The 18,254-nt window shown below is 64.4% G+C and carries 16 protein-coding genes, 1 other RNA gene and 1 pseudogene; 11 read left to right on the top strand and 7 right to left on the bottom strand.

The window, feature by feature from the left end; all coding sequences use genetic code 11:
• Nucleotides 1-66 precede the first annotated feature (66 nt).
• The 3 genes from ssrS (at nt 67) to BM374_RS11710 (ending at nt 1,814) form a co-directional block, all read left to right on the top strand.
• A non-coding RNA gene (gene ssrS, locus BM374_RS11720) (6S RNA) lies at nt 67-227 on the top strand.
• A 188-nt stretch (nt 228-415) separates the two neighbouring features.
• The gene (locus BM374_RS11715; RefSeq protein ID WP_177248244.1) at nt 416-1,012 is read left to right on the top strand and encodes a 5-formyltetrahydrofolate cyclo-ligase; all 597 of its coding nucleotides are present in this window, start codon (nt 416-418) and stop codon (nt 1,010-1,012) included.
• The gene (locus BM374_RS11710; protein ID WP_092292162.1) at nt 990-1,814 is read left to right on the top strand and encodes a TIGR00282 family metallophosphoesterase; all 825 of its coding nucleotides are present in this window, start codon (nt 990-992) and stop codon (nt 1,812-1,814) included. Before BM374_RS11715 ends, BM374_RS11710 begins: the two co-directional genes overlap by 23 nt.
• Nucleotides 1,815-2,030: 216 nt before the next feature.
• Here BM374_RS11710 and BM374_RS11705 read toward each other — a convergent pair whose 3' ends face one another.
• The 5 genes from BM374_RS11705 to BM374_RS11685 form a co-directional block, all read right to left on the bottom strand.
• Nucleotides 2,031-3,374, bottom strand: a complete 1,344-nt coding sequence (locus tag BM374_RS11705) for a c-type cytochrome (protein WP_092292160.1) — start codon at nt 3,372-3,374, stop codon at nt 2,031-2,033.
• Nucleotides 3,371-5,533, bottom strand: a complete 2,163-nt coding sequence (locus tag BM374_RS11700; protein WP_177248243.1) for a xanthine dehydrogenase family protein molybdopterin-binding subunit — start codon at nt 5,531-5,533, stop codon at nt 3,371-3,373. Before BM374_RS11700 ends, BM374_RS11705 begins: the two co-directional genes overlap by 4 nt.
• Nucleotides 5,534-5,541: 8 nt before the next feature.
• Nucleotides 5,542-6,006: a (2Fe-2S)-binding protein gene (locus tag BM374_RS11695; protein ID WP_177248242.1), complete on the bottom strand. Its 465-nt coding sequence runs from the start codon at nt 6,004-6,006 to the stop codon at nt 5,542-5,544.
• 664 nt (nt 6,007-6,670) lie between these two features.
• Complete coding sequence (locus BM374_RS11690; protein ID WP_092292154.1) at nt 6,671-8,095, bottom strand: methyl-accepting chemotaxis protein; 1,425 nt, start codon at nt 8,093-8,095, stop codon at nt 6,671-6,673.
• A 107-nt stretch (nt 8,096-8,202) separates the two neighbouring features.
• Nucleotides 8,203-9,951, bottom strand: a complete 1,749-nt coding sequence (locus tag BM374_RS11685; protein ID WP_092292152.1) for a methyl-accepting chemotaxis protein — start codon at nt 9,949-9,951, stop codon at nt 8,203-8,205.
• Nucleotides 9,952-10,160: 209 nt separating this feature from the next.
• Between BM374_RS11685 and BM374_RS11680 the strand changes: the two genes are divergently transcribed.
• The 7 genes from BM374_RS11680 (at nt 10,161) to BM374_RS11650 (ending at nt 15,316) form a co-directional block, all read left to right on the top strand.
• Nucleotides 10,161-10,907 (top strand): YebC/PmpR family DNA-binding transcriptional regulator, encoded by a 747-nt coding sequence (locus BM374_RS11680; RefSeq protein WP_092292150.1) that lies wholly within the window; start codon nt 10,161-10,163, stop codon nt 10,905-10,907.
• Between the two features lie 77 nt (nt 10,908-10,984).
• The gene (gene ruvC, locus BM374_RS11675) at nt 10,985-11,512 is read left to right on the top strand and encodes a crossover junction endodeoxyribonuclease RuvC (RefSeq protein WP_092292148.1); all 528 of its coding nucleotides are present in this window, start codon (nt 10,985-10,987) and stop codon (nt 11,510-11,512) included.
• Nucleotides 11,509-12,126: a Holliday junction branch migration protein RuvA gene (ruvA, locus tag BM374_RS11670; protein WP_092292146.1), complete on the top strand. Its 618-nt coding sequence runs from the start codon at nt 11,509-11,511 to the stop codon at nt 12,124-12,126. The genes ruvC and ruvA overlap by 4 nt, the downstream gene beginning before the upstream one ends.
• Nucleotides 12,123-13,181, top strand: coding sequence for a Holliday junction branch migration DNA helicase RuvB (ruvB, locus tag BM374_RS11665; RefSeq protein ID WP_092292144.1), 1,059 nt, complete (start codon nt 12,123-12,125; stop codon nt 13,179-13,181). Before ruvA ends, ruvB begins: the two co-directional genes overlap by 4 nt.
• A gap of 149 nt (nt 13,182-13,330) precedes the next feature.
• Nucleotides 13,331-14,254 carry a metallophosphoesterase gene (locus BM374_RS11660; protein WP_092292142.1) on the top strand — a complete coding sequence of 308 codons (924 nt, stop codon included), beginning with the start codon at nt 13,331-13,333 and terminating at the stop codon, nt 14,252-14,254.
• Nucleotides 14,255-14,322: 68 nt separating this feature from the next.
• Complete coding sequence (ybgC, locus tag BM374_RS11655; RefSeq protein WP_092292140.1) at nt 14,323-14,772, top strand: tol-pal system-associated acyl-CoA thioesterase; 450 nt, start codon at nt 14,323-14,325, stop codon at nt 14,770-14,772.
• A gap of 76 nt (nt 14,773-14,848) precedes the next feature.
• Nucleotides 14,849-15,316, top strand: a complete 468-nt coding sequence (locus BM374_RS11650) for a nuclear transport factor 2 family protein (protein WP_092292138.1) — start codon at nt 14,849-14,851, stop codon at nt 15,314-15,316.
• A 78-nt stretch (nt 15,317-15,394) separates the two neighbouring features.
• Here the strand turns inward: BM374_RS11650 and BM374_RS11645 are convergent.
• Both BM374_RS11645 and BM374_RS11640 read right to left on the bottom strand, forming a co-directional pair.
• Nucleotides 15,395-16,101: pseudogene (locus BM374_RS11645) on the bottom strand (type 1 glutamine amidotransferase).
• 44 nt (nt 16,102-16,145) lie between these two features.
• A complete protein-coding gene (locus tag BM374_RS11640) occupies nt 16,146-17,060 on the bottom strand; it encodes a LysR substrate-binding domain-containing protein (RefSeq protein ID WP_092292136.1) in 915 nt (304 codons plus the stop codon).
• A gap of 134 nt (nt 17,061-17,194) precedes the next feature.
• Here BM374_RS11640 and BM374_RS11635 point away from each other — a divergent pair, with 134 nt between their 5' ends.
• On the top strand, nt 17,195-18,229 hold the full coding sequence (locus BM374_RS11635; protein ID WP_092292134.1) for an ABC transporter substrate-binding protein: 1,035 nt from the start codon (nt 17,195-17,197) through the stop codon (nt 18,227-18,229).
• Nucleotides 18,230-18,254: the final 25 nt, after the last annotated feature.

Genomic DNA, 18,254 nt, shown 5'->3' with positions numbered 1-18,254 from the left:
GGAGAGGTGGGCGCCGAGACCGCACCCGCTCTAGCGATTCGGCAGTATCGTTGTTACATTGCTCCAGCGAGGCTGCGACGCGCGTCAGGAGCCATATATCCCCGGGGCCTTATCGATCCTTTAGGGAACTGTCCCTGGCCGGACCCGTGGGCCCGGACATATGGTGCCCACCTACTTTCGTAGGGAACTCCGGGATCGAGTGCTTCAACGGCGTCCGCGGCTTCGCACTTTTGTTTGCTTGGTTTGTGCCTGTTGAACGACTGCGGCCAGTTTAGCAGGTGGTGTCATGCCCCGCGCAGGCGGGGCATCCAGTACGCCGCGGCCTTTGTGTGATCACGACCGCCTCTGGAATACTGGATCGACCGCTCCGGTGCGCGTTGCGCACAAGGCGGGTGATGACCTTGGGGACCAGCACATGCCCAACAGCAAATCCGAACTCCGCGCCAAGGCCCTCGCGGCGCGCGATGCGCTGAGCGAGAAGAAGCGCACCACCGCCGCGACAAAACTCGCCGAGCGCGGGCTGCCGTTCAAGCTGCTGCCCGGCAGCATCGTCTCCGGCTATTCGCCGATCCGCAGCGAGATCGACCCGATGCCGCTGCTGAAGAAGCTCGCGGAGGAGGGCGCAAAGCTGGCGCTGCCCTGCGTTACCGCGCGCGGCCAGTCGCTGATCTTCCGCCTCTTCCATCCGAACGACCGCCTGATGCTCGGCCCGCTCGGCATTCCCGAGCCGTCGCCGGCGGCCGCCGAAGTCGCCCCCGACATCATGCTGACGCCGCTCGCTGCGTTCGACCGTCTCGGCCATCGCATCGGTTACGGTGCCGGGCATTACGATGTCACCTTCGCGCATTTGCGCAAAGCCAAGCACATCGTCGGCATTGGGCTGGCTTTTGCAGCGCAGGAGATCAAGGCGGTTCCAGCATTGGCCCACGACGTCGCGCTGGATTATGTGCTAACGGAATCGGACGTGTTCGATTTCCGGAGTTCTGAAGTTGCGCATTCTCTTCGTAGGTGATGTCGTCGGCCGTAGCGGGCGCAACGCCGTCGCCGAATATCTGCCCGGCATGGTCAAGGACTGGTCGCTCGACTTCGTCGTCGTCAACGGCGAGAACTCGGCCGGAGGATTCGGCATCACCGAGGCGATCTACCAGGAGTTTCTCGACGCCGGCGCCGATGCGGTGACCTTGGGCAACCATTCCTGGGATCAGCGTGAGGCGCTCGTCTTCATCGAGCGCGCCGAGCGCCTGGTGCGGCCCGCGAACTATCCGCGCGGCACGCCCGGCCGCGGCGCCGCTCTGGTCGAGACCAAGAACGGCAAGCACGCGCTCGTCGTCAACGCGTTGGGGCGCGTCTTCATGACCCCGTTCGACGATCCCTTCGCGGCGCTGGAGCGCGAGCTCGGGGCTTGTCCGCTCGGCGTTGCTGCGGACGCCATCGTCGTCGATTTCCATTGTGAGGCGTCGAGCGAGAAGCAGGGCGTCGGCTTCTTCTGCGACGGCCGCGCCAGTCTCGTCGTCGGCACGCACACACATGTGCCGACCGCCGATCACCAGATCCTCTCAGGCGGCACCGCCTACATGACCGACGCCGGCATGACCGGCGATTACGACTCCATCATCGGCATGCAGAAGGAAGAGCCGCTGCGGAGATTCACCTCGGGGATTCCCTCGGGCCGCTTCGAGCCGGCCGCGGGCACCGCGACGCTGAGCGGCGTCGCGGTCGAGACGGATGACGCAACGGGCCTCGCGCTGAAGATCGCGCCGGTGCGCGTGGGCGGAAGGCTGGAGCCGACCACGCCGATGTTCTGGTTGAGTTGAGACGCGCGGCAAATCCCGCTGTCGTCCCGGCGAAAGTCAGGACCGATACGCCGCAGCAACAGTTGTCGCGCGAGATTGTCATGACTCATCTTCGCAAAACTCTTGCCGCGGCGTATGGGTTCCGGATCGGCGCGCGCTTTGGGCGCGCTTGTCCGGGACGACGGCAGGGATTGACGCGCGCCGTTGCACATCAATCTCGCCGCAGATGGCAGTGCGCTACTCCGCCGTCTGCTCCCGCAGCTCCGCTACGTCTTTCGCCGTCAACTTCGATCCCTTCGCACCGAACCTTGCCGTGACGTAGTTCGCCACCGCCGCGATCTCGTCGTCGCTATACGCATGGCCGAACGCCGGCATCGACAGCGCACCATCGGGCGTGTGCCGCTTCGTGCCTGAGATCACGATCTGCGCGACATTGGTGGCGGCGGGGTCGTTGACGGCCCAGGTGCCGGTGAGCGTCGCCATCGGTGACACCGGGCTTTCGCCGCTCCAGCCGTGGCAGCTGGCGCAGGCGCTGGCGAACACTTTCTTGCCGCGCGCGTCCGCCGTGATGCCTTCCTTGTGAGAGGCAGGCGCGACCGGCGCCGTGGTGGCGGGCAGGTCGGGTGAGGGCTGTGCCGGCACGCTGCGCAAATACGCGACGATGGAACGGATGTCCTCCGGCGCGAACTGGCTGAAACTGTGGTCGACCGCTTCGCCCATCGGGCCCGAGGCCGAGCCGTGGCCGGCCGCGTGGCCGAGCGACAGATACGCGATCAGATCCGCATCGCTCCAATTGCCGAGGCCAGTCGCCTTGTCGGAGGAGATGTTGAAGGCGTGCCAGCCTGCTGTGATCGCGCCTGCGAACTTCTTGCGGTTATCCAGCGCGAAGCCGAGATTGCGCGGCGTGTGGCATTCGCCGCAATGGGCGAGCGCTTCCGCCAGATACGCACCTCTGTTCCACTCCGGGCTCTTCGACGTATCGGGCGCAAAGCGCGTGTCCGGATTGAACACAGCCGACCAGAACGTCATCGCCCAGCGCTGGTTGAACGGGAACGATAGCGTGTTCTCGGGCGCCTTGACGCGCACCGCCGGCAGGCTGAACAGATAGGCCTTGACCGCCAGCACATCCTCGTCGGTCATGAGGGGGTAGGACGTGTACGGCATCGCGGGATAGAGCCGCGCGCCGTCACGGCGCTTGCCGTGCTGAACCGCGTTCAAAAAGTCCTGGTCGCTGTAATTGCCGATGCCGGTGTCCTTGTCAGGCGTGATGTTGGTCGAATAGAGCGTGCCGAACGGCAGCTTGAAGGCGAGCCCGCCGGCATACTCTTTCTCACCGGGCTTGGTGTGGCACACCATGCAGTCGGCTGCCTTCGCCAGATACTCGCCGCGTTCGACAAGGCTTGCCGTCTCCAGCTTGGCCGGCACGCCGGTCGGCTTGCCGGCGCGATAGTCCGCCAGCGCCACCTTCGTGCCGCCGGCAAAATCGAGCGGACCCGGTCCGCGGATGATGAAGACACCGAGCGCCACCGCGACGATGGCGATCACAACGAGCCTTGCAAGGATACGCATTGTCCGGCTCATGCCTTCTTCCCCACAGCCAGCAGTGTCCGATCGATCGGCAGACGCCGCAGCGCCACGCCTGACGCGGCAAGAATCGCGTTGCGTAGCGCTGGTGGCCCGGCATTGACGCCGGCCTCGCCGATGCCGCCGGGCGCTTCGCCGCTCTTGACGACGGTCACATCGATCTTCGGCGTCTCGTTAATGCGCATCATGCGGTAGTCGTGGAAGTTCGACTGCTGCACGCGGCCCTTGTCGATGGTGATCTCGCCATAGAGTGCGGCGGTGAGGCCGAAGATCAGTCCACCCTCGATCTGCGCCTTCACCGTGTCGGGGTTGACAGCGATGCCAGTGTCCACCACGGAGGTGACGCGGCGGAGCACGATCTCGCCGATGTCGTCGATCTCGGCTTCCACCACGGTCGCGATGAAGCTCGCGAATGACGGCTGCACGCAGACGCCGCGGCCGACGCGTGGCGGCAGCTTCTCGCCCCAGCCGGATTTCTCCGCGACCTGATTGAGCACCGCGAGCATGCGCGGATTCTTCGTCAGCATGGCCCGGCGGAATTCGATCGGATCCTTGCCGGCCTTGCGCGCGAGCTCGTCCATCGCGCATTCGACCGCGAACACGTTGTTGTTCGGGCCGACGCCGCGCCAGAAGCCTGTCGGCACCGACAGCGGTTCGGCGCGGACATATTCGACGTGGAAGTTGGCGAAGTCGTAAGGCGCATCGACTGCCGCATCGATCGCGTCGATGTCGATGCCCTTCTGGAACGCCGGCGGCAACCAGCGCGCCAGCACGGCCGAGCCGGCGACCTTGTACTTCCAGCCCGAGACCTTGCCGTCCGCCAGCGAGGCCGTGATCTGGTCGCGATAGACAGGACGATAAACGTCGTGCTGGATGTCCTCCTCGCGGGTCCAGATCACCTTGACGGGATAGTCGACCTGCTTTGCGATTCTGACCGCCGCAACGACCATGTCAGGCTCGAGCTTGCGACCAAAACCGCCGCCGAGCAGGTGCTGGTTGACGATGACCTTGTCGACCGGAAGGCCCGCGGCCTTCGCCGCCTCCGACTGTACCCGCGTCATGATCTGCGTGCCGGTCCAGATCTCGCAGGAATCCTTCGTCACCCGCACGGTGGCGTTGACAGGCTCCATCGAGGCGTGCGCCAGGAACGGCAGCTCGTAAGCTGCCTCGAACCTGTCGCCGGACGCGAGCGCCTTGGCGATGTCGCCGGTCGATTTCGCGACCACGCCAGCCTTCGCACTGGCCTCGCGCAGGTTCTGCCAGATGTCTTTGGTCGTGATCGCAGCGTTCGGGCCCTCGTTCCACGCGATCTTGAGCGCTTCGAGACCCTTCTTCGCCGCCCACATGTGATCGCCGATCACGGCAACGGCGTCGTCGAGCACGACGACCTTGCGCACGCCGGTGACCCTCATCGCCGCGCTGTCGTCGACCTTGCCGACCTTGCCACCGAACACAGGACAATTGGCGATCGCTGCGATCTTCATGTCGGGCAGGATCGCGTCGATCCCGTAGAGCGCCTTGCCGTTGACCTTGTCGGGCGTGTCGAGCCGCTTCAGCGGCTGGCCGATCAGGACGAAATCCTTGGGGTCCTTGACCGCGACGTCCTTGGGCGGCGTCTGGCCCTGCGCGGCATGCGCCAATTCGCCATAGCCGAGCTTGCGGCCGCTCGCTTCATGCGCGACCTCGCCCTTCGACGCCTTGCAGCTCGAGGGCTCGACGCCCCACTGGCTGCTTGCCGCCTGCACCAGCATCGCACGGGCGGTGGCGCCCGCCTTGCGCAGCGGCGTCCACCAGGCACGGATCGAGTTGGAGTTGCCGGTGACTTGCAGGCCGAAGGTCGGATTGCCGTAGAGCTTGTCGTTCGGCGGCGCGTGCTGCACCTCGACCTTGCTCCAGTCGGCATCCAGCTCCTCGGCGAGCACCGCCGAGATCGAGGTATAGGTGCCCTGGCCCATCTCCACCTGCGGCATCATCAGCACGGTACGGCCGGTCTCGTCGATGCGGATGAAGGCGTTGGGCGCGAATTTGCCGTCGGTCACGTCCTTCTGCTCCGGCTCGTTGGCGGCGCGCAGCGGCAGATGGAAGGCGAGCAGGAAGCCGGTGGCGAGGCCGCCGGTCAGAAGCGCGCGGCGGGAGACGTCGTGGTGTGCATTCATGGCGGATCTCACGACTGGCGGCCGTTGGCGGCGAGCTTGATGGCCTCGCGGATGCGTACATAGGTGCCGCAGCGGCAGATGTTGCCGGCCATCGCCGCATCGATGTCGGCATCATCAGGTTTGGGTGTCGAAGCCAGCAGCGCCGCGGCGGACATGATCTGGCCGGACTGGCAGTAACCGCACTGGATTACTTCGGCCTCGAGCCAGGCCTTCTGCACCTTTGAGCCGGCCGGCGTGCTGCCGATATGCTCGATGGTGGTGATGGCGCGGTTCTCGACCGCACTCACGGGCAGCACGCAGGAGCGCACCGCCTTGCCGTCGACATGCACCGTGCAGGCGCCGCATTGCGCGATGCCGCAGCCGAACTTGGTGCCGGTCATGCCGAGGATGTCGCGCAGCACCCACAGCAGCGGCATATCAGGTGGCGCGTCGAACGATTTCGTTTCGCCGTTGATGGTAAGTTTCGTTGCCATATGCATTTCCTTCTTCGCCTGATCGCTCGCGGCGATCGGGTCGGCGAATTTTCCACGCGAGCATAATCATACCGATGCGAAACGATGAAGCTTCCAAATTCGTAGCAATGCATATCTGCGCGTTCAGCGCGTCAGGCCATGACGTTCACGAATTTGTGCGGCGATGCGTGGCGCGGTTTTGAGCTATTTGATATGATAATCGTCATTTTTTGACGCTTTTTCGTCATGCGCGTCATGGATCGCGGCAGGCCATCGTGCGAACGCGCAAAATCGTATGATGACGAAGATTCGTGCGCTCAGGAAAAGTTGGACATTGAGCGAGCACGTCCGACATTGCTGTGCCCTCTCCCCCTGTGGGAGAGGGTAGCGACGCCGGTAGACGCAGACTCACTCGGGTGAGGGGTCTGTCTCCACATATGAGCCTCTTTCATTCCGAAGCAGCTTTGTCCGCCGCTGGAGACCCCTCATCCGGCGCTTCGCGCCACCTTCTCCCACAAGGGAAGAAGGGAAGAGGAGTGCATGCCGATTTCGGAATAATAGCATTATGCGCCTGTTTTGCCCGACAGGTCAAGGATTCGTCGGGGCCCGGGACGTGACGAGGCGCTAAGGCATTGATTTCACACGCCCTGGCTACTGTGCATGGGGTTGTTTTCGAGATTTTGTCTCAGCCCTGCCGGAATCCCATCCGGAACGCGCCCCAGTGCTTGCCGCGGATCATGATCGGCGACGACAGATCCTTCATCAGCACGAACTGCCCGCCGCCCATGTCGCGGCGATAGGTCTGGAGCAGGAAGGGTTTTGTGTTGGCCGCGACCTTCTTCACCGCGCGATCGGTGAAGAGGCGGCGGTTGCGGCAATTGGCGTTGTTCCAGACCGGGTCCTTGCCCTGCGGCAGGCGATAGTTCGGATTGTGAGTCGGCAAATAGCCGCCTCTGGCCCAGGCGACGCAGAACACGATGCGGGGATCGGACTTCTGGATCGGATCCTGGATGGCGGGCAGCACGCGGTCGGTGAAGTCGACATAGGCGGTGGTGTACTGCTTGGGATCGGTGCCTGATATTTCCCGGTAGTTCTCGTCCATGAGCTGGTCGAGCGTGATCTCGCCGCGATCGATCGCGGCTTCGAACTCGGCCGAGATCCTCTTGGCGGTATCGACGACGACGCGGATCAGCGGCGCATCCGACGTCTCGACGCCGCTGTCGGCGATCAGCGCGATCAGGGCTTCGGAGGTGTCGAGCAGTTTCGTCACGCGCTGGTCGGCGCTCCTGAGATCGCGCGAGGAGAGGTCGACGCCCTTGGCGAGCTCGTTGAGCTCGCTGATCACGGTATCGCAATGGCCGAGATTGGAGCTCGCCGCGCGCGTGACGCTGTCGATCTCGGCTTCCACGGAAGCAAAGCCCTGCTGGACGCGCGAGATGATGCCGGAGATCGCTTGCGCGCCTTCGCCGGCGGTCTTGGCGCGCTGCGAGGCATCGCTGCTCTCGCCGATCAGGCCTTCGATCTGGCCGTCGAGATCGCGCACGGTATCGGAGATCTGGTGCGTGGCCTGGCGCGTCGCCTCCGCGAGGTTCTTCACCTCGCTGGCGACCACGGCGAAGCCGCGTCCGGCATTGCCGGCACGGGCGGCTTCGATCGTTGCGTTCAGCGCCAGCAGATTGGTTTGCTTGGCGATCGCCTCGATCGAGCCGGAGACTTTTGCGACCTGCGCCAGCGCCGAGCCGACCGCGCCGAGACGCGCTTCGATCCGCTCCACGGCCGCGACCAGCTCGGAGATGTGACTGACCGCGGTATCGACCGCGCTGCGCGACTGCGCGATCTCGCCCACGGCCGCCGACGTGGTCGACTGCACCGCCTGGGATGCATTGGCGATGTCGTGGTTGGCCGAGACCATGGTCTCGGCGGTCTTCTGGAGGTGGTGGAATCGCTCGGACTGGTTGGCGACCCGGTTAGCGACCTCCTGGACGTTGCCGGCGACGTCGGCCAGCTCAACGCCGAGACCGCCGATGCGGTCGGCAAGCTGGTCGATCAGCCGTTCAGCGAGCGTCCTGTTGGAGCCGGTGTCCAGGACTGCAAGTTGTGCGAGCGACATGTTACGGGTTTCTCCAGGCGGAGCCGTTCATCGGCTGACCGCGGCATTCCCATTCCAATATCGATCTTACAGGATGATTCGCGCCCGGCGTCTTGCCTGAGCGTGCACTACAGTTTGTAAGCCGTCCTGAATCCGCCCCAGTGCCGGCCCTGCACGCGGATCGGGACGTCGATCTCGCGCATCATCACCGTGTTGCCGTTGCCCATGTCGCGCGCATAGCTCTGGACCAGGTACGAGCGCAAGTTGTGCGCGGCCGCCAACCCCGCCGGATCGTTGAAGATGCGGCGGTTGCGGCTGTTGGCCGTATTCCAGGCGACGTCGCCCGGCCGCTGCGGATGCGAATAGATCTTGTTGTGGACCGGCAGGAAGCCGTTACGGTCGACCATGGCGCAGAACGCCATGCGCGGCTCCCTGGCGAGAAAGGCTTCCTGGAACGGCGGTAGCGCGCGGTCGGCCCAATCGAGATATTTGGTGCGGTATTGCTGCGGATTGGTGCCGGCGATCTCGACGTAATCCGTGTCGAAGAGCTCGTCCATCCGGATCTCGCCGCGCGCGACCGCCTGCTCGAATATCCGGCTCAGCGCGGTGCCCGCTTCCATCGCGCGGGTGACGAACTCCGTGTTCTCCTCGTGGATCGACCAGAGCTTGTCTTCGATCTTTTCGCGCAAGCCGGCATCGGGGCTGACGAATTGCGCGCGGGCGCCGGCCTTGGACTGCTCGATCACGCGCAGGCGGCAGGCGCCGACGTCCGCGAGAGTGCCCTCGATGATGGCCTGAGATGCAAGCCGGCCTGCTTCCGCTCCGCCGATCAGGACGCCGTCCATTGAGATCTCGTAGACCGGCAGCACGCCGCGCGCGCTCTCGAATTTGAGATGGCAGGGCAGCCGCTCGGTCTTGCGACGGTCATCGTGCTCGCTTCTCTTGAGCAGCACCGCGCAGCGCGATTTCAGCTTCTGCGCAAAGGTCGTCACGGCCTTGCCGGCGCTGGCGACGTTCTCGCCATGGGTCTCGGCGGCCTTGGTCGCGGCATCGATCTCGGCCGCGCTCTCGCCGACCGAGCTGATGAATTGCGAGGCGCTGGTCGCGTTGTCGGAGACCTCGCTGGTGGTGGCGTTCTGCTCGGCGACCGCGCCGTTGACGGTCTCGAACACCGGGCGGATCGCCTCGATGGCCTGCGAGATCCGATGCACCGCGTCGGCCGAGCCGGCGGCGTCGCGCTGGAGCGCGTCGATCTTCTTGGTGATCTCCTCGGTCGCGCTTTGCGTCTGCACCGCGAGCGCCTTGACCTCGGTCGCAACGACCGCAAAGCCCCGGCCGGCTTCGCCCGCGCGCGCGGCCTCGATGGTGGAGTTGAGCGCGAGCAGCGTGGTCTGCCGTGCAATCTGGGCAATCAGATTGACGACATTGCCGATGGCGGCCGAAGATTCCCGCAAGCGATCGACGTTGGCGCGGGCTTCCTGCGCGGCGGCGCTGGCCTGGTCTGCGAGCTTTCCGGCCTCGCGGACCTGTGCGCCGATGCCTTGGGCGGACTGGGTGAACTTGTCGGCGGCATGGGCAAAGCCCGAGGCGTTCGACTGCGCGGCATTGGTTCGCCCGGTCAGCGCGTCGGTGCGCTGGCGGATATCCGCAAGCGTGGCCGCCGTTGCCTCCGCGCCGCCCGCCACCGAATTGGCCGCCCGCTCGAGCTGACGGATCATGGCGCCGAGCTCGAGTTCCAGCAGTTCCAGGATCTCTCGCGCCGAATCAGCCTCGGTGGCGGGGGCCGGCTCGGAATGGGCCGCCGGCTGCGCAGCCTGTGGGGCCGTCGCAGGCGCGGCCGTTTCCGGCGGACGCTTCCGAAATAATGCAAACGCCATCAGGTCACTCTTGTCGGGAGATGGGTGGGCGTTATTTTCGCCGACCGAAATGAAGTCACGGTTAACGTTGCCTGACATCTAGGCACCGGCCACTACAGTGATACCCTGTGGCGCCAAAGACCTCTTTCATTCCGGTGGGGTGGCGGCCTATAACGCCGCGCTTCCCACGCTCGCTGGCGGACGATTCCAAAGAGACCAAGAGACCACGCATGGCCGGACATTCCCAATTCAAGAACATCATGCACCGCAAGGGGCGGCAGGATGCCCAGAAGTCGAAGCTGTTCGGCAAGCTGGCGCGGGAAATCACCGTCGCGGCCAAGCTGGGCACGCCCGATCCGGCCATGAACCCGCGCCTGCGCGCCGCCGTGATCGCCGCGCGGCAGGAGAACATGCCGAAGGACAATATCGAGCGCGCCATCAAGAAGGCGCTCGGCAGCGACGGCGAGAACTATGACGAGATCCGCTACGAGGGCTATGGCCCGGGCGGTGTCGCCGTGATCGTCGAGGCGCTGACCGACAACCGCAACCGCGCCGCCTCCGATATTCGCTCCTTCTTCACCAAATCCGGCGGCAATCTCGGCGAAACCGGTTCGGTCTCCTTCATGTTCGATCGTACGGGCGTCATCGAATATGACCGCAGCGTCGCCGATGACGATGCGGTGCTGGATGCCGCGATCGAGGCCGGTGCAGATGACGTGGTCTCGGGTGAAGGCGGCCACGAAATCTACGCTTCGACCGAGGGTTATCGCGACGTCGCCAAAGCGCTCGAAGCCAAGTTCGGCGAGCCGCGCAAGGCCGCGCTGATCTGGAAGCCGCAGAACACGGTCGCGGTCGACGACGAGACCGGCGAGAAGCTGCTCAAGCTGATGGATCTGCTCAACGAGCACGACGACGTCCAGAACGTCTACGCCAATTTCGAGATTTCAGACGCGCTGGTTGCGAAGATGGGGGGGTAGGGCGGCAACGTCCTTTCCCCTGGGACTTCTGTTCTGTTTCTGTTTCGCTATCATGGGCCAACCGCTATCACTGGCCCATGACCCCGCTCCCGATTCGCCAACCCGTTCGCATCATCGGCATCGACCCCGGCCTGCGCCGCACCGGCTGGGGCGTGATCGAGGCCGACGGCAACCGTCTGGTCTACGTCGCCTGCGGTTCAGTGGAGCCGCCGGACGATCTGCCGCTGTCGAGCCGGTTGCTGGCGATCCATGAGGGGCTCTCAGCCGTTCTCTCCAGCCACGCGCCGATGGAAGCCGCGGTCGAGCAGACCTTTGTGAACAAGGACGGCGTCGCGACGCTGAAGCTTGGCCAGGCCCGCGGCGTCGCCATGCTGGCGCCCGCAATGTTCGGCATCTCGGTCGCCGAATACGCGCCGAACCAGGTGAAGAAGACGGTGGTTGGTGCAGGTCATGCCGATAAGCAACAGATCGCGATGATGCTGAAGATCTTGCTGCCCAAGGCCGAGCCGCCGTCCGCCGATGCCGCCGACGCCCTCGCCATCGCCATTACGCACGCCCATCACCGCCAGAGCACGGCGCTCAGGCTGAAGGTCGCGGGATTATGATCGGCAAGCTCAAGGGTCTGATCGATTCCTATGGTGAGGACTATGTCGTCCTCGATGTCGGCGGTGTCGGCTATCAGGTGCATTGCTCGGCGCGGACGCTGCAACATCTGCCCTCGCCGGGCGAAGCCGCCGTGTTGTCGATCGAGACCTATGTGCGCGAGGACCAGATAAAACTGTTCGGCTTCCGCACCGATCAGGAGCGCGAATGGTTTCGCCTGCTCCAGACCGTGCAGGGCGTCGGCGCCAAGGTCGCGCTCGCCGTGCTCGGCACGTTGTCGCCGGCCGATCTCGCCAACGCGATTGCTCTGCGCGACAAGGCCGCGGTGGCGCGCACGCCCGGCGTCGGCCCCAAGGTTGCCGAGCGCATCGTCACCGAACTGAAGGACAAGGCGCCGGCTTTCGCCAATGTCGATCCCGCCGTCGTGCATCTCGCCGGCGCCGTCGACGATCAGCGCGCGCCGCGTCCCGTCGCGGACGCTATCTCCGCGCTGGTCAATCTCGGCTACGGCCAGCCGCAAGCAGCTGCCGCGATTGCATCGGCCTCGCGCAGCGCGGGCGAAGGCGCAGAGACGGCGCAGCTCATTCGCCTCGGTCTGAAGGAGCTCTCGAAGTGAGCGACCCCAAGTCCAGCCGCATGGTCTCGCCCGAGCGCCGCAGCGACGATGTCGGCGATACCGCGCTGCGGCCGCAGTCGCTGTCCGATTTCGTCGGCCAGCAGCAGGCGCGCAAGAATCTCTCGATCTTCATCGAGGCGGCGCGCAAGCGCGGCGAGGCGCTGGATCATGTGTTGTTCGTCGGTCCCCCCGGTCTCGGAAAGACCACGCTGGCGCAGATCGTGGCGAAAGAACTCGGCGTCGGCTTTCGCGCCACGTCAGGTCCTGTGATCGCCAAGGCCGGCGATCTCGCGGCATTGCTGACCAATCTCGAAGAGCGCGACGTGCTCTTCATCGACGAGATCCATCGCCTCAGTCCCGCGGTGGAGGAGGTGCTCTATCCCGCGATGGAGGATTTTCAGCTCGACCTCATCATCGGTGAAGGCCCCGCGGCGCGCTCGGTCAAGATCGAGCTGTCGAAGTTCACGCTGGTCGGCGCCACCACGCGCGCCGGCCTCCTCACCAATCCCTTGCGCGATCGCTTTGGCATTCCGGTTCGGCTGAATTTCTACACGATCGAGGAATTGGAGAGCATCGTCACCCGCGGTGCGCGCGTGCTCAATGTCGGCATGAGTGCCGACGGCGCCAACGAGATCGCACGCCGCGCCCGTGGTACGCCACGCATCGCGGGCCGGCTGCTGCGTCGCGTGCGCGATTTTGCATCGGCTGCGAATGCCGACAAGATCGATCGCAAGATCGCCGATCACGCGCTCAGCGCGCTCGAGGTCGACGCCGCAGGCTTGGACGCGATGGACCGCCGCTATCTCACGACGATCGCGACGAACTATGGCGGCGGCCCGGTCGGCGTCGAGACGATGGCGGCGGCACTGTCCGAGCCGCGCGATGCGATCGAGGACATCATCGAGCCCTATCTCATTCAGTGCGGCTATCTCCAGCGCACCCCGCGCGGCCGCCTGCTTACCTCGCACGCCTTCCGCCATCTCGGCATTGCCGAGCCCTCGCGCGATTCCGCGGCCCAGTTCGGCCTGTTCGGCACCGAGGACGACGACGACTAGTCCGCGCGACCGCACGGGTACGGCCGCCATCATGAACTCCCGGCAAGGTTTGCGGAGGTCTGCACGGCGATGCAGATGATCTGCACGTACGCACCCCAATTCCGCTCCAATCGGATATCATCAAGACGCTGCATCACCATCGGGCTTCCATGATCACGCGTCGTCATCTCATCCGTTCCGTTGGCGGCCTGTCGGCCCTTGGCGTCTCGACCGCCGCTTATGGCGTCGGCGTCGAGCCGGTGCTTCGGCTCCGCGTAACCCGCTATCAACTGACGCCGCGGCAATGGCCGGCGGACTTTCCGCTGAAGATCGCCGCGATCGCCGACATCCATGCCTGCGATCCCTGGATGTCGCTGGAACGGATCGAGGCCATCGTCGACCGAACTAATGCGCTGAACGCCGATCTCATCGTGCTGCTCGGCGATTACGTCGCCGGTCTTCACCAGGTCACGCGCTTCATCCCTGCGAACGAATGGGCCAAGGTGCTGGCCGGCCTCAAGGCCCCGCTGGGCGTTCATGCGGTCATGGGCAATCACGACTATTGGTCCGACAGGACCGCGCAGCAAATCGGGTACGGACCGACGGTTGCGCACCGCGCGCTGGAAGTGGCCGGCATTCCCGTCTACGAGAATGACGCCATCCGCCTTGCCAAGGAGGGCCGCCCGTTCTGGCTCGCCGGTCTTGGCGACCAGCTCGCCTTTCTGCCGGCACGGCGCTCCCGGAGCACGGGGCACTTCGGCGCCGACGATCTCAGTGCGACCCTTGCCAAGGTCACCGATGACGCGCCGATTATCCTGCTCGCGCATGAACCGAATATCGCGCCGCGCGTGCCCGCTCGCGTTGCGCTACAATTGTCCGGCCATACCCATGGCGGCCAGATCCGCCTGCTCGGCTGGTCGCCGGCCGTGTCGCGGGAGCACGGCCTCCGCCTTGCCTATGGCCACTTTCGGCTGAAATGCGATGTCATCGTCTCCGGCGGGCTCGGTTGCAGCATCTTTCCAGTCCGCGTCGGCGTGCCGCCAGAAATCGTGGAGGTGAATTTGGGGCGGGCACCCATGCCGACTTTGTCCTAGCCGCGCTTGCGCGGCCGGCCGTTTTTGCGCAAAACGGACCGGTAGCGATAAGCGAAGAGGCTTCCGACGTGACAGCTCATCTCGACGGCGAGATCCGCGACGGCCGCCACCACATGCAGGTCCGGGTCTATTACGAGGACACGGATTTCTCCGGCATCGTCTATCATGCCAATTATCTGCGCTATATGGAACGTGGGCGTACCAATCATCTCAGGCTGATGGGCGCAGAGCAGCAGGCGTTGTTCGACCAGCCCGAAACCGAAGGCGCCGGCTTTGCTTTCGTGGTGCGATCGATGCATCTGGACTTCCTGAAGCCTGCGCGGATGGACGACGTTCTCGACGTCGTGACCTGGCCCATCGCCGTGAAGGGCGCCTCCATCATGCTGGCTCAAGAGGTGCGCCGCGGCGAGGACGTGCTGGTGAAAGCGGAGGTGCGCGTCGCCTTCATCAGCGGCGGCCGGGCGCAGCCGATCCCGAAATCGATCCGTACGCTGATGAAGGCCGATTTGGTTTCGTGATCGGTCGATAGGCGATCGCCTCTCGACTCCATCGTATGCAGGGATAGATTGCGGCTCCCAAACCGATGAGGCCATCATGTCGCGCCCGCCGCTTCCGCCGTTTACGAGAGAAACTGCCGCGCAAAAGGCGCGCATGGCCGAGGACGCCTGGAATTCGCGCGATCCGGTGCGCGTCTCGCTCGCCTACACCGAGGATAGCCGCTGGCGCAATCGCTCGGAAGTATTCCAGGGCCGCGAGGCCATCGTCGCGTTCCTCACCCGTAAATGGGAGAAGGAGCAGGACTATCGGCTAATCAAGGATCTCTGGGCCTTCGACGAAAACCGCATCGCGGTGCGCTTCCAGTACGAATGGCACGATGCCGGTGGCCAATGGTATCGCTCCTACGGCAACGAGCAGTGGGAGTTCGACGAGCACGGCCTGATGCGGCGGCGCGAGGCCTCGATCAATGACATCGCAATTGCGGAGCAGGATCGCCGGTTTCACTGGCCCGCGCCAGGGCCGCGGCCGGCGGATGTGCCGGGATTGGGAACGGACCCGTTCTGAGCTTCCCACGAGTGATGCTGCTTCACGCTCTCCTCTTCCAAGGGGAGAAGGGAAGAGGAGCGTGCCGCAGCTTCGTAGCTAGGTGCGCCGCGCCAGAAACCGCGTAATCGCGCCACCCAGCTTTGCGCTGTCCAGCGGCTGGGCGAGAGAGTCCCTCGCCGCGGCCACGACATCATCCGGCGCCTTGCCGTCGCGCAGCTCGCAGCAAATTTGCGCAAACTCGACGTCGAACTCCGGATGCGGCTGCACCGTCAGCGTCGCGCCGTTGGCGTAGAGCAGGCCGGCGTGCGGGGTGAACTCTGACGAAAGGATCGTCAGCGCGTCATCAGGCGGCTCGATTACCTGATCCTGATGTGAGGCGGCGATCGCGACCGCCTCACCCTCGATGACGCCGTTCTCCGGCAGCACTTGATAGACGTGCGGCCTATGCCCCAGCCTTTCTCGGATTTGCGCACCGTGCCGCCGAGCGCTTGCGCGATCAATTGATGGCCGAAGCAGACGCCGACCATCGGCGTCTTGTTGGCGTAGGCGGTGCGCACAAATTCCTCCAGCGGCGCAATCCAGTCGTGCCCGTCGTAAACGCCGGCGGCCGCACCGGTGATCAGCACAGACTCGAGCTTGCTTGGATCGGGCAGCTCGTCACCATTGGGAATGCTGACGACGTCCACGGTCGCCGTCGGATCCTCGGCTCGGACCATCCGCTCGAACATGTCGGGAAACGAGCCGTGCTGCTCGCGGTATTTCTGCGGAACCTCGCCGGTCTCGATGATGGTGATGCGTGCCATATGCCCTCAGGTAAGAGATCAGCCTTATCCATGCAAGCGTTCGATTATCCCGGCGCGGGCTGATCGTCGAATTCAGCCAGCGACTTGCGCACGGTCTCGACCAGATCCAACGCCACCGGCGAGGGACTGCGCTGCGCCGGAAACACTGCCGAGAATTCGAAGTCGATGCGCGGCAGGAAGCGGCGCACGACGACGCCGCGGGTGGAAAACTCCTGCGCGGTGAAGGGATCGCAGATCGCAACGCCAAGTCCTGAGGAGACCAGGCCGCACATGATCTCGGACAACGCAGTCTCCACGCGCAGCACGCGGCGGACATCGTGATGATGGAAGACCTGGTCGACGAGATGTCGGCTCGATGACCCCGCCGATAGCGAGACGAATGTCTCGCCTTCGAAGTCGCGCGGCTCCAGCACTTCTTTTTCCGCGAGACGATGACCTGTCGGCAGCACCGCGACGCGGGCAGGTGCCGGCAACTTCATGCTCGGCAAGCCGGAATGTGCGATCGGCACCTCGGCAAAGCCGACATCGCACTGGTTGTTGAGCACCCAATCGACCACGATCGGCGAGATCACGCCGAAGAAGGCGAGATTGAGATTCGGCCGCTCTTTTAGAAAGTGACCGGTGAGCCGCGGCAGATAGCCGTTCGCCAGAGCTGGTAGCGCGGCGATGCGCAGCGAGCCGGTGCGGCGGCTGCGGATTTCCTCGGCGGCGGCGGTAATGCGTTCGAGACCCACGAAGGAGCGCTCCACCTCGGTGTAGAGCGCCATTGCCGCGGCGGTCGGCACCAGCCCGGTGCCGCGCCGCTCGAACAGCTCCATCTTCAGCAGCGCCTGCAAGTCGCGCAGCAATCGGCTGACCGCCGGTTGCGTCACCTTCATCAGTGCCGCTGCCTCGGTCACGCTGCCGGTCAGCATCGTCGCCCGAAAAGCCTCTACCTGCCGCGAATTGATCCGGGCCATCCCGACTTCCATTCATAACATTTTGGCATGTAGATGGTGCCATTATTCATTGGACGATGGAAGTATAGGTTTGCGATCTTTTTCATCAGGACTGCAGACAGCCCGCTTTTTCGGCAGATTGGAGATCGGACCACATGAAGACTCTCAGCCTTCTCACAGCGGTCAGCATCGTCGCGCTCATCGCCGCCCCGACGGCCGGCTCGGCTCAGCAAAAGACGCTTTATGTGGCCGGCTATGGCGGCTCGTTCGAGAAGACCATTCGCGACGAGGTGATCCCGACCTTCGAGAAGGAGAACGGCGTCAAGGTGGAATACGTCGCCGGCAACTCCACTGACACGCTGGCCAAGCTTCAGGCCCAGAAGGGCAATCAGCAGATCGACGTCGCCATCGTCGATGACGGTCCGATGTACCAGGCGATCCAGCTCGGCTTCTGCGGCAAGCTCGATGGCCTGCCGACCGATCTGTATGAGGCCGCGCACTTCAAGGACGACCGTGCCGTGGCGATCGGCATCGTCGCGACAGGTCTGATGTACAACACCAAGGTGTTCAAGGAGAAAGGCTGGGCGCCGCCGACTTCGTGGAACGATCTGAAAGACACGAAATACGCCAAGCAGCTGGTGATCCCGCCGATCAACAACACCTACGGCCTCGAGGCGCTGGTGATGCTGTCGAAGATGAACGGCGGCGGTGAGACCAACGTCGATTCCGGTTTCAAGATCTTCAAGGAAGAGATCAATCCGAACGTGCTGGCTTATGAGCCCTCGCCCGGCAAGATGACCGAGCTGTTCCAGTCGGGCCAAGCCGTGATCGCGGTGTGGGGCACGGGACGCGTGCAGAGCTTTGCCAATACCGGCTTCCCCGTCGACTTCGTCTATCCGAAGGAAGGCGCCGCTACGCTGCTGACAACAGCTTGTCCGATCAACAAGCCCAATGCCTCGCCGTTGGCCTCCAGCTTCGTGAAGATGCTGCTCGATCCCAAAATCCAGCTCGTGATGCTGAAGGACTATGGCTACGGCCCGGTGCTGAAATCGCTGAAGGTGCCGCCGGAGCTCGGCAAGATGGCGCCGATCGGCGAGCGCGCGGCCAAGCTCTATAATCCTGATTGGACCACCATCAACGAGAAGCGCGAGGAGTGGACCAAGCGCTGGAATCGCGAGGTCGAGCGCTGATCTGATCGTCGGTAGCGGAGACAGC

The sequence above is a fragment of the Bradyrhizobium sp. Ghvi genome, assembly GCF_900115265.1.
Lineage (GTDB): Bacteria > Pseudomonadota > Alphaproteobacteria > Rhizobiales > Xanthobacteraceae > Bradyrhizobium.
The sequence above is the reverse complement of the archived record's forward strand: the minus strand, read 5'-3'. Positions and strand labels throughout refer to the sequence as shown.

Excerpts from the sequence above, each read along its gene's own strand:
- BM374_RS11715 (WP_177248244.1), top strand. The coding sequence starts at position 416 with ATGCCCAACAGCAAATCCGAACTCCGCGCCAAGGCCCTCGCGGCGCGC.
- BM374_RS11705 (WP_092292160.1), bottom strand. The coding sequence starts at position 3,374 with ATGAGCCGGACAATGCGTATCCTTGCAAGGCTCGTTGTGATCGCCATC.
- BM374_RS11700 (WP_177248243.1), bottom strand. The coding sequence starts at position 5,533 with ATGAATGCACACCACGACGTCTCCCGCCGCGCGCTTCTGACCGGCGGC.
- BM374_RS11695 (WP_177248242.1), bottom strand. The coding sequence starts at position 6,006 with ATGGCAACGAAACTTACCATCAACGGCGAAACGAAATCGTTCGACGCG.
- BM374_RS11690 (WP_092292154.1), bottom strand. The coding sequence starts at position 8,095 with ATGTCGCTCGCACAACTTGCAGTCCTGGACACCGGCTCCAACAGGACG.
- BM374_RS11685 (WP_092292152.1), bottom strand. The coding sequence starts at position 9,951 with ATGGCGTTTGCATTATTTCGGAAGCGTCCGCCGGAAACGGCCGCGCCT.
- BM374_RS11680 (WP_092292150.1), top strand. The coding sequence starts at position 10,161 with ATGGCCGGACATTCCCAATTCAAGAACATCATGCACCGCAAGGGGCGG.
- ruvC (WP_092292148.1), top strand. The coding sequence starts at position 10,985 with ATGACCCCGCTCCCGATTCGCCAACCCGTTCGCATCATCGGCATCGAC.
- ruvA (WP_092292146.1), top strand. The coding sequence starts at position 11,509 with ATGATCGGCAAGCTCAAGGGTCTGATCGATTCCTATGGTGAGGACTAT.
- BM374_RS11660 (WP_092292142.1), top strand. The coding sequence starts at position 13,331 with ATGATCACGCGTCGTCATCTCATCCGTTCCGTTGGCGGCCTGTCGGCC.
- BM374_RS11650 (WP_092292138.1), top strand. The coding sequence starts at position 14,849 with ATGTCGCGCCCGCCGCTTCCGCCGTTTACGAGAGAAACTGCCGCGCAA.
- BM374_RS11640 (WP_092292136.1), bottom strand. The coding sequence starts at position 17,060 with ATGGCCCGGATCAATTCGCGGCAGGTAGAGGCTTTTCGGGCGACGATG.
- BM374_RS11635 (WP_092292134.1), top strand. The coding sequence starts at position 17,195 with ATGAAGACTCTCAGCCTTCTCACAGCGGTCAGCATCGTCGCGCTCATC.